Genomic DNA, 9,108 nt, shown 5'->3' with positions numbered 1-9,108 from the left:
AATGCTCTTCGATTTCCACAGAAAGACTCCCCGTAAATTCGGTATGATCAAGTCCTGATTATACTGGATTTCCACAGGAAACTACGAAGAGCCCTATTGATTATGGTTGTGCTCGTGGCCGCTCTGGTCTATTACGACCGAAATCGCAGCAACCCATGGGATTCAGGTGTGTTTTTCTCCTACCTTAGCCCAATACTTGGAGTCTAACCCGGCACCTTAAGGAAAAATTAAGCAAGAAACTAACGGCAAATCAATGCGCTTTTGCCTACACTGAAACCGAACAGGCTTTCGCAGCTTTGCCACCAGCCTGTGATCCCGGGCTCAGGGGCAGGCCGGGGCGCACCACAACAACAATACAGACTGAAAAAGGATACATTATGTCCGGCATACTCTCGATGATTCTGGCCGGTGGCGAGGGCACCCGCCTGGCGCCACTTACTTCGGTCCGAGCAAAACCGGCGGTTCCGTTCGGCGGCAACTACCGCATCATAGACTTTGTATTAAACAACTTCGTCAACTCAGATCTGTTGCAAATTTTCGTTTTGACCCAGTTCAAGTCCCACTCGCTGATGAAACACATGAGCCGGCGCTGGCGGGTAACGGGCCTGACCAATCGCTTTATCGACCCTATTCCGGCACAGATGCAGATGGGCAAACACTGGTATCAGGGCACGGCCGACGCCATTTACCAGAACATTGAACTGATTGAAGGTATGGACCCCGAAGTGGTCTGTGTTTTCGGCGGCGACCACATCTACAAGATGGACGTTCGCCAGATGGTGGAGTTCCACCGCAGCTTTGACGATGCCAAACTGACCGTTGCGGCCATTCCGGTTCACATCAGTCAGGCAGACCAGTTCGGCATCATCGAAATCGATGAGAACAACAAGATGATCGGTTTTCAGGAAAAGCCGAAGAAAGATCCCAAGACCATTCCCGGCCGTCCCGACTACGTACTGGCCAGTATGGGCAACTACGTTTTCGACGCGCCAACCATGGTTCAGTGCCTCAAAGAAGACGCCGAAAGCTCCGATTCCGTTCACGACTTCGGTCACAACATCATCCCGGACCTCTACAAGGCCGGCGTGGTCTACGTGTACGACTTTTCCACCAACGTAATTCGTGGCGAACTGGAGCACACCAGCGGCTACTGGCGCGATGTGGGCACCCTGGATTCACTGTATGAAGCCAACATGGACCTGCTCGCGGTCGAACCGCCTTTCGACCTGTACAACAAACACTGGCCCTTGCGCAGCTATCATCCGGCCGTTCCGCCGGCCAAGTTCGTACACGATGAAGCCAACCGCACGGGGCAGGCGATCAGTTCCATCGTGTCCGGCGGCTGTATCATTTCCGGCAGCATCGTTCACCGCAGCATTCTGGGGTACAACTGCCACGTACATAGCCATGCCTACGTCGACAATTGCGTCATGATGGGCAACAACGACATTGGCCGGGGTTGCCGAATTCGCCGGGCGATTATCGACAAGAACGTGAACATCGCCCCGGGAACCGTCATCGGGGAAGACCCCGAGCACGACCGTCAGCGTTTTCACGTATCGCCCAATGGCATCATCACCGTTCCAAAAGGAGCCCAGATTGGCTTTGAATAACACCCCCTTGAAGGTTCTTGTAATAGCCTCTGAAGTAGAGGGATTGGTGAAAACCGGCGGGCTGGCCGATGTTGCCCGCGCATTACCGGCGGAACTGGTACGTCTGGGGCATGATGTCCGGCTGGTGACCCCAGCCTATGCCAAAACCCGGGAAGTCTGGTCAAACTGGCCGCACCAGAGCCTGTGCGTCCACCTGAACGCCTTCGAAGAAACCTGGCTGGCTACCCGAACCGGAGAACATCAGGGAATCCCGACCGTCCAGATCGAGCACAGCGACAGCTTCGACCGAGCCGGCATCTACGACAACGGCACCACACCCTATGAAGACAACGCACGGCGTTTTGCCCTGTTAAGCAAGGGCGCCCTGCAATGGTGTCGGGACAACGACTGGCAGCCGGACATCGTGCACGCCAACGACTGGCAGGCAGCCATCGCCTGTTTTTACCTGGCAGAGCATTTCCGGTACGACCCTTTTTTTGCCCACACTCGCAGCGTTCTCACGCTCCACAACGCGGCCTACCAGGGGCAGTGCAGCTCTACCTGGCTGCGTACACTGGGGATTCACGAGCAATTTTTTCATCCGGGTGCCTTTGAAGACCACGGTCAGATCAATCTGCTCAAAGGCGGCATTCGGTTTGCCGATGCCATCAACGCCGTCAGCCCGGGCTATGCCAGCGAGCTACTCAGTGATCTCGGCAGCCACGGTCTCGGCCCAATCTTTCGCGAGCGGGCCGATGCCCTGAGTGGCATTTTAAACGGCTGTGACTACGGTCAATGGTCACCGGAAACCGATCCGGACATCCCGGTTCACTTCAAACACCCCGACGATGGCGGAAAAGCTCGCTGCAAAGCGGCCCTGAAACAGGAACTGGGGTTGGCTGAGGGCGACGCCCCCTTACTGGTGTCGATCAGTCGCCTGGCAGACCAGAAGGGCTTTAACCTGCTGATTCCGGCTTTATGGGAAACACTGCGCCATACCGACGCCCAGGTTGGTCTGCTGGGCTCCGGCGATCCGAATCTGGCCGCTCAGTTGCACCGGTTGGCCCGCGAATACCCAAGCCGGGTCGCCTTTGTGGAAGGCTACGACAACGCCCTCGCCCACCGGCTTGAGGCCGGTGGCGACGCCTTCCTGATGCCATCGATTTTTGAGCCCTGTGGATTGAACCAGATATACAGCTTGCGCTATGGGACCTTACCTCTGGTGCGCGCGGTGGGCGGGCTGAAAGACACGGTAGTGCCACTGGCCAATATCGACGCAGAAGCCGGCCAGGCAACCGGTTTCATGTTTGCAGACCCGTCTGCAGAAGCGCTAATCACCGAATTGAGCAACCTGATCCGGGTCTATCATGACCAACCGGATACCTGGCTCGCCATGCAAACAACCGCCATGACACAGCGATTTGAATGGGCAGCAGCGGCCAAAGACTATGTCGCGTTGTATCAACAGGTGCAGAACGTGCCCCGGCACTGAGTGCCGGCCAGGCCAACATTCGCAGCGAGGAGTTTACCCCTGGCTGCGAATGGGCTTGAAGCCGAAATAGGCCAGCAACGTTGCGATCAGTGCCATGGCCGCGGCAAACCAATACACCACGCCGGTCCCCTGCCAGAGCCATCCGGCTAGCAAATTACCGCAGATCAGACCGACCCCCATGCCCGTCGATACGTACAAGCCCTGACCAAACCCCTGCCGGCTCGGTGGAAACAGGCGCCCAACCCGATGGATGGCGACAGAGTGCACCACGCCAAAAGTAAGCGCATGCATACCCTGAATAAGCAGTGCCGAAGCAAAGCTTTGTTCCAGGTTAGCCAGCATCACCCAGCGCAACACGGTGATGCCCAGGGCAAACACTATCAACAAGCGCTCGCTGAACCGCTGAAACCAGTTGGCGATGAACAAAAACACCACGATTTCACAGATAGAGCCGAAACTGATCAGAAACCCGATCGTCGTTGCACTGAAACCGCGGTCTTTCAAAAACAGATCAAAGAACGTGTTGTAGGGCGCCAGACCCAATTGCCACAGGAACACAACCGCCATCAACACCCACACTTGTGGCCAGTCGATATAGGCATTTTCAAGCCCTTTTGAGGCTTTACGGTCTTCCGCCCTGAGCCGGGTTTCTTTCGGGATCAACCAGGTTGAGGCCCACATCAACCCACAAAGCACCGCGCCAATCACCGGTAAAATCGTCACCGGGTAACGATCCAGTGCAGCGCCCAGAGTCCAGACAATCACCACATAACCGGCCGAACCCCACAGCCGGACCTGGCCGTACCGTGACCGGTCCGGGCCCAGCACGTTCATCGCCACGCCCTCCATCTGCGGCAGTACCGCCGACATAAAGACGCCAAACAGGCCAAAAACAGTCAAATACCAGAAAAAATCACCGCTTTTCAGCGCAAGCAGATAGAAAACACCCATCAGAACATAGCCAATGCGGATCAGCGGCAAGCGCTGACCCGTGCGGTCACTGATGAGGGTAAACAGAAAGGGCGCAAACACGTTCACACCAAATACCGTGGCAACAATGACGCCGATCTGTTGAGGCGTTAAGCCCTGAGCGGTCAGGTAGCGCGCCAGATAGGGGGTAAATACGCCAAACAGGGTGAAATAGGCGGCATACATCGGCGACAGTCGTCGCGACTTCTGAGCGAAACTCAGTGTGGTGATGTCGGTCATAAAATCCTTGTCGGGGAAGGCGCCAGGTTATGGGTGGTACGTTAAGCGGTTCAGGCTCACAGAGTAGATCAGGATTCGGGCTTTGCAGTCGGAGCCGATTGTTTCAACGCTTTTTGGCGGGCACGCCGCTTGGCGAAAAATTCGGACATCAGAGTCGAGCACTCGTCAGCAAGGATGCCTCCGGTTACTTCGATTCGATGATTGTAAGCGCCCCCGGACAGTAACTGCCGTTGGGATTCCACGGCTCCGCTTTTGGGTTCAGTGGCACCATAGACCAGACGCTTAATGCGGCTGTGCACCAGCAAACCGGCACACATGGTACAGGGTTCAACCGTTACATACAGCGTCGCACCCGGCAAACGGTAGTTCCCAACCGACAGACATGCCTGCCGGATGGCCCGCATTTCAGCATGGGCACTAGGGTCCAGCTCACTGATCGGGCAATTGAACCCTTCGGCTATTACCTTGCCGTCCAGCACTACAACGGCCCCAACCGGTACTTCACCTTCCGCTGCTGCTAGCCTGGCCTGCTCCAGAGCCAGTTGCATCCCAGCGATGTCATCAATCCTGCCCACACCATCCCCAACCACAGCAAACACTCCTGCACCCCAAAGGCGGCTCCAAACACTGGAGTAGCCGGGCGAAGAATACCAAATTTCCGGTGGCTATGGTGCATGGCAGCTCATTCTAGCGGCCAATTGCACCCGAGCTAGACTTTATACTGGCTCAACTGTGACTTGAGCCTGTCAGCCATTTCTCGCAGATGTCGACTGGCTTCGCTGGCCTGATCGGACTGCGCCCGCCAACCTTGCCACCGATTTACTGAGTCAGAGCCTGTGTCCTGCTTGCTACAGATTACCGGGATTCAATCCGTTTCCTCCCGGGCAAGGCAACACTTGAGCCCCGGAAAGGTGACTGGCGCAGACCCTGGGATTCAAGGCTACACTTAAGACAGTGAGAGACTTCACTTACCGACTGCGAGTACAGACACCATGAGCGATCGCTCCAAAGAGACTGAACAACAACTCTTTGCCGACCTGAAAGTCTTGTCCGACAGCGCCTTTCCAAAACAGTGTTCAACGTGCGGGCGCATCTACAACTCCCCGGAAGACTTTTTCCGTCATTCCAATGCACCCACGTTTGGCAGTGGTTTAAAAGGAAGCTGGGACGACGACGATAGAACCGTTGTTGAGTTGTTTCGAAACTGCGAGTGCGGCTCGACCCTCATGGATTTTTTTATGGACCGTCGCGACAGATCCAGCCGGGGTCTAAAACGCCGCACGGTTTTCGGTCGGTTGCTGGATACGTTGGAGGCAAAAGGACTGTCCCGGGAGATAGCCCGACAGGAGTTAACCGGAGTAATGAACGGCAACCAGAGCGAACGCCTAGAGGCATTCGGTATTCGGTTGAAAACTGGTGGCAGCTGAGTCCACGGTCAGCGCCACAACCCACTCTATGACGATTGTGATCGAAGCTGAACCCAGTCTTTTCAGGGCAATGGGCTCATACTGTGGTCTTGTAGCAGGGCTTCAACTGAACAGGTAAAGCGCTAAACGGGTGCTTACCAGAGCAACAGCGCCACACCAAGCACATACAGCACCATAATGACGACGCTCTCCATCCCTATCTGACCGATACCATGGCGTTCACGGCGAATCAGCCCCATCATCAACACACCGGCCATCAGCAGAGTCAGCACGGCCCAGAACATCGAATCTTCCGGCATGGCATGGTAAATGGAGCCATCCCGATAGGCAATATCAGACGCCGCCGTAAACAGCGTATCAAACGCATTACCACCGATGATACCGCTGACGGCAAGCGTCAGGGCGCCCCGGCGGACAGCTGCTATTGAGGTCACCAGCTCGGGAATCGATGTGCTTATGGCTGTGAACATCACCCCAACAAAGGTTTGAGAAAAATTGGCCTTGTTGGCGATGACGGTTGCCGCAGGCTCCAGTGCCCAGCCAGCCAAACCCAGAATAACCATCAGCGCCAAAAACTGAGTCACAAGCCGGGACATTGATGGCATGGCGTCGATGTCGTCTGGCGTATCTTCACGGGTATCCCGAGTCATAGAAGGTCGCCACATGGGCGACTCCGATGCATCACGGACAAGATGAATACCATAGAAATAAACAACCAGCATCACCGGCGTTACCGGGTGAACGCCGGCTATCGTCACATCCGGGAGATAGGGTGCTAACAGAATCATTGCCAGCAAACAGATCAGCAGTCCGTTTTGCATCATGTTCGGTACAGAAGCGGCGGCGTGTTCAAGATTGGCCCGGCGATACACCATATCGGCCACCGCCAGGAAAAAAGTCTGCACTGCGATACCACCCAACGCATTGCTCACAGCAAGCTCGGCATGACCATTCCAGGCCGCCGTGACCGACAGAACCGAGCCCCCCAGCGATGTAGCTGCCCCCAGCAAGACAGCGCCAGCAGCCGCCTCTCCGATTCGGGTACGATCCGCTAATTGGTCAACCACGCCGGTAATCCAGGTACCGGCTACCGCGATGACAGGCGCCAGGCAGACGAAAACAAGAACCGCCTGCAGTAAGGTCCAGTTTTCAGGTTCAAGCAGGAACATAATGCAGTTTCACTCTCCTGACAACGCGGGTGACGAAGGGACACCCGTTAATCATTGTAAGATGTAGCTAATTGGCATTCATCAACAGAACACCATTTAGATCTACTGGTTCAACTATATGATAATCCTGCTGGCTCGTGAACATCACATTCCAATGGGAGGCTGTTTATCAACCGCACAACTGCACTTATTGTACGAAACCGCGCTAACCAAATGAGTGAGCTACAGGTACGTAGCTCTTGCGAGTGAGGAGGCTTTTCTCAACACCCGCATAAGTTATCAACGCCTTTACTTTATGGCCATATCGTTTCTGACAGAGGTCACACCTTCGACACCCCGGGCAATAATGACAGCCTGGTTCATGGCGGCTTGCGACTCGACAAAACCGCTCAGTTGAACAACACCTTTAAAAGTTTCAACATTAACTTCCCGCGCCTTGACATCGGGATTTTCAACCAACGCTGCTTTCACCTTGGTCGTGATCCAGGCGTCGTCAATGTACTCGCCAGTGCTTTCCTGGGTCGCACTTCCCGCACACCCGATGGTAGTGGTAACAAGCGCTATCGCGATCAGCGATGCGCAAATTGTTTTCAATGTTTTCATGGTAATCCATCTCCAGTTGACGTAATTCCAACACATAGCTACCTGTACCTAACCGGTAGTGCTGCATCGAAACAGGCTCAAACTGACGGTACTTGAACACACAAAGTTCGCGCCAATCCTTCAAAAGCGCCCCGGTTTCAAGCAAACTTAAACCGACCACTATCAGGCCGTCTCAATACCTGCTCCCGGAACAGCTTTCATGCATCACAATTGTTGAATGACTGTGTTTCTTCACCGTTCCCAGGCTCCCGACGAACCAGGCTCCAGTATGATCGCGTACTCATCAGATCAAAATCTGGCAGCGGGCCTGCCAAACAACAACATCCCGATTCCAGCAGCCGTCGATGCGGCTCCCAGAATCAAAAACCAGGTAGTGGAATCGGTAAAACGGCCCGTGACGGCTTCCGACACCTGATCGCCCAGGCTTTGGGATGACTGATACGCAAAAAACAGCAAGATCACACCTACGACCAGTAGCACAATAGCCAACACCCTTTTACTCATCATATCCGCTTCCACTCGTTTTATTGACCGGATCTCCCCCGGCAACCAATGACGCATGACAGTGCGATCGTCTTGTACGATTCGACTAACCCTTTTTCTTCGGATAATCATGGATCTTCCCAGGCACTGCTCTGGATTTTCCAACCTTCCTGTCTGGCTGGCCATGCTGCCCCGCATTTTCTTGTCCAGATGTTTTACTGCCGATCTGCACAACATTCCCTTCTTCCTGGTTAGTCACGCCCTGAACCTGATTCTTGTTCATAAATTGATATCCTTATGTGTGTCTTGTTGTGTTACCCCGCAGCATTGCACCAATGCAATAAGCTGACTGGGCTTGCAAGGCTAACGATAGTCGAAGCGTTACGGGGGGTCTGTGCGCTGCCTAACGCAACTGGATAATTTCTGATGGTGTTTGGAGCAGATAAGTGATCCGTTTTGACACTGGCGTTTCAAACCGATCAGGGCAGCAACACCTAAAGACACTTGGATCACTGGTGAATCCGGATAAGCACCAGAAGCCAACTTGTGGCCAGGATGGCTTGGGCATTTTAAGGAGCCTAAGTGCGCTTACGAACAGACGGAAGATGAGTCACGCATTGATGATAGTGCCAAGCGCCTATGGTGGGTTACATCCAGAGTAGTCGCTATGACATGGTCCGCGCGACACAAATAATTGCGCAGTCAGGACATTTAACCGAAACGAAGCATCCAAGGAACTCCCATGATCAAATTCAACATTGCAGCAATTACTCTCTGCCTTTTCGGTGCACTGCCCGTGGCAGCTTTCGCCGAAACCACACGGTTCGGCCCGGATCAGGGCGAGAAGGAATTCTCCGTATCAGGAACGGGCAGCAGTGACCAGGAATTCAATAGCGGTAGCTTTGGGCTAACTGGCGACCTGGGCTGGTATTTAAGTGACAACGCAATCGCCGGTGTCCGGCAAAGCGTTAATTACGCCAATATCAGTGGCGAAAGCATCACCAATGACTTCTGGAACGGCTCAACGCGTGGTTATATTAACTAGTGCCCGTCCATAAACGGCTAAGCTTCTGAAAATAAAAGAAAAATCTCGATCAGAGGGTTAAAAAGGCCCTAATACTTTGTAGAATTGT

The 9,108-nt window shown here is 54.3% G+C and carries 10 protein-coding genes; 4 read left to right on the top strand and 6 right to left on the bottom strand.

Going from position 1 to position 9,108, the window contains the following annotated elements; all coding sequences use genetic code 11:
* Window positions 1–377 precede the first annotated feature (377 nt).
* Both glgC and G565_RS0119280 read left to right on the top strand, forming a co-directional pair.
* A complete protein-coding gene (gene glgC / locus G565_RS0119285; protein WP_028672306.1) occupies window positions 378–1,613 on the top strand; it encodes a glucose-1-phosphate adenylyltransferase in 1,236 nt (411 codons plus the stop codon).
* Window positions 1,606–3,084: a glycogen synthase gene (locus tag G565_RS0119280; protein ID WP_211227227.1), complete on the top strand. Its 1,479-nt coding sequence runs from the start codon at window positions 1,606–1,608 to the stop codon at window positions 3,082–3,084. The genes glgC and G565_RS0119280 overlap by 8 nt, the downstream gene beginning before the upstream one ends.
* 33 nt (window positions 3,085–3,117) lie before the next feature.
* Here the strand turns inward: G565_RS0119280 and G565_RS0119275 are convergent, their stop codons facing one another.
* Both G565_RS0119275 and tadA read right to left on the bottom strand, forming a co-directional pair.
* Window positions 3,118–4,293 (bottom strand): MFS transporter, encoded by a 1,176-nt coding sequence (locus G565_RS0119275; RefSeq protein ID WP_028672304.1) that lies wholly within the window; start codon window positions 4,291–4,293, stop codon window positions 3,118–3,120.
* Window positions 4,294–4,361: 68 nt separating this feature from the next.
* Complete coding sequence (gene tadA / locus G565_RS0119270; RefSeq protein ID WP_028672303.1) at window positions 4,362–4,868, bottom strand: tRNA adenosine(34) deaminase TadA; 507 nt, start codon at window positions 4,866–4,868, stop codon at window positions 4,362–4,364.
* A 417-nt stretch (window positions 4,869–5,285) separates the two neighbouring features.
* Here tadA and G565_RS0119265 point away from each other — a divergent pair, with 417 nt between their 5' ends.
* Window positions 5,286–5,720 carry a hypothetical protein gene (locus G565_RS0119265; protein WP_028672302.1) on the top strand — a complete coding sequence of 145 codons (435 nt, stop codon included), beginning with the start codon at window positions 5,286–5,288 and terminating at the stop codon, window positions 5,718–5,720.
* A gap of 134 nt (window positions 5,721–5,854) precedes the next feature.
* On the opposite strand, the gene G565_RS0119260 is transcribed toward G565_RS0119265, so the two are convergent.
* From G565_RS0119260 to G565_RS26900, 4 genes are all read right to left on the bottom strand, one after another.
* Window positions 5,855–6,889 carry a sodium:calcium antiporter gene (locus G565_RS0119260; RefSeq protein ID WP_037340394.1) on the bottom strand — a complete coding sequence of 345 codons (1,035 nt, stop codon included), beginning with the start codon at window positions 6,887–6,889 and terminating at the stop codon, window positions 5,855–5,857.
* Between the two features lie 288 nt (window positions 6,890–7,177).
* On the bottom strand, window positions 7,178–7,492 hold the full coding sequence (locus tag G565_RS0119255) for a BON domain-containing protein (protein WP_028672300.1): 315 nt from the start codon (window positions 7,490–7,492) through the stop codon (window positions 7,178–7,180).
* 288 nt (window positions 7,493–7,780) lie between these two features.
* Window positions 7,781–7,999, bottom strand: coding sequence for a DUF3185 family protein (locus tag G565_RS0119250; RefSeq protein ID WP_028672299.1), 219 nt, complete (start codon window positions 7,997–7,999; stop codon window positions 7,781–7,783).
* A gap of 82 nt (window positions 8,000–8,081) precedes the next feature.
* Entirely contained in the window at window positions 8,082–8,258 is a 177-nt protein-coding gene (locus G565_RS26900) for a hypothetical protein (RefSeq protein ID WP_157600163.1), read from the bottom strand.
* Between the two features lie 459 nt (window positions 8,259–8,717).
* Between G565_RS26900 and G565_RS25010 the strand changes: the two genes are divergently transcribed.
* Window positions 8,718–9,020, top strand: a complete 303-nt coding sequence (locus tag G565_RS25010) for a hypothetical protein (RefSeq protein WP_037340397.1) — start codon at window positions 8,718–8,720, stop codon at window positions 9,018–9,020.
* Window positions 9,021–9,108: the final 88 nt, after the last annotated feature.

Source organism: Saccharospirillum impatiens DSM 12546 (genome assembly GCF_000423605.1).
Lineage (GTDB): Bacteria > Pseudomonadota > Gammaproteobacteria > Pseudomonadales > Natronospirillaceae > Saccharospirillum > Saccharospirillum impatiens.
This window is presented reverse-complemented; position numbering and strand designations above follow the sequence as displayed.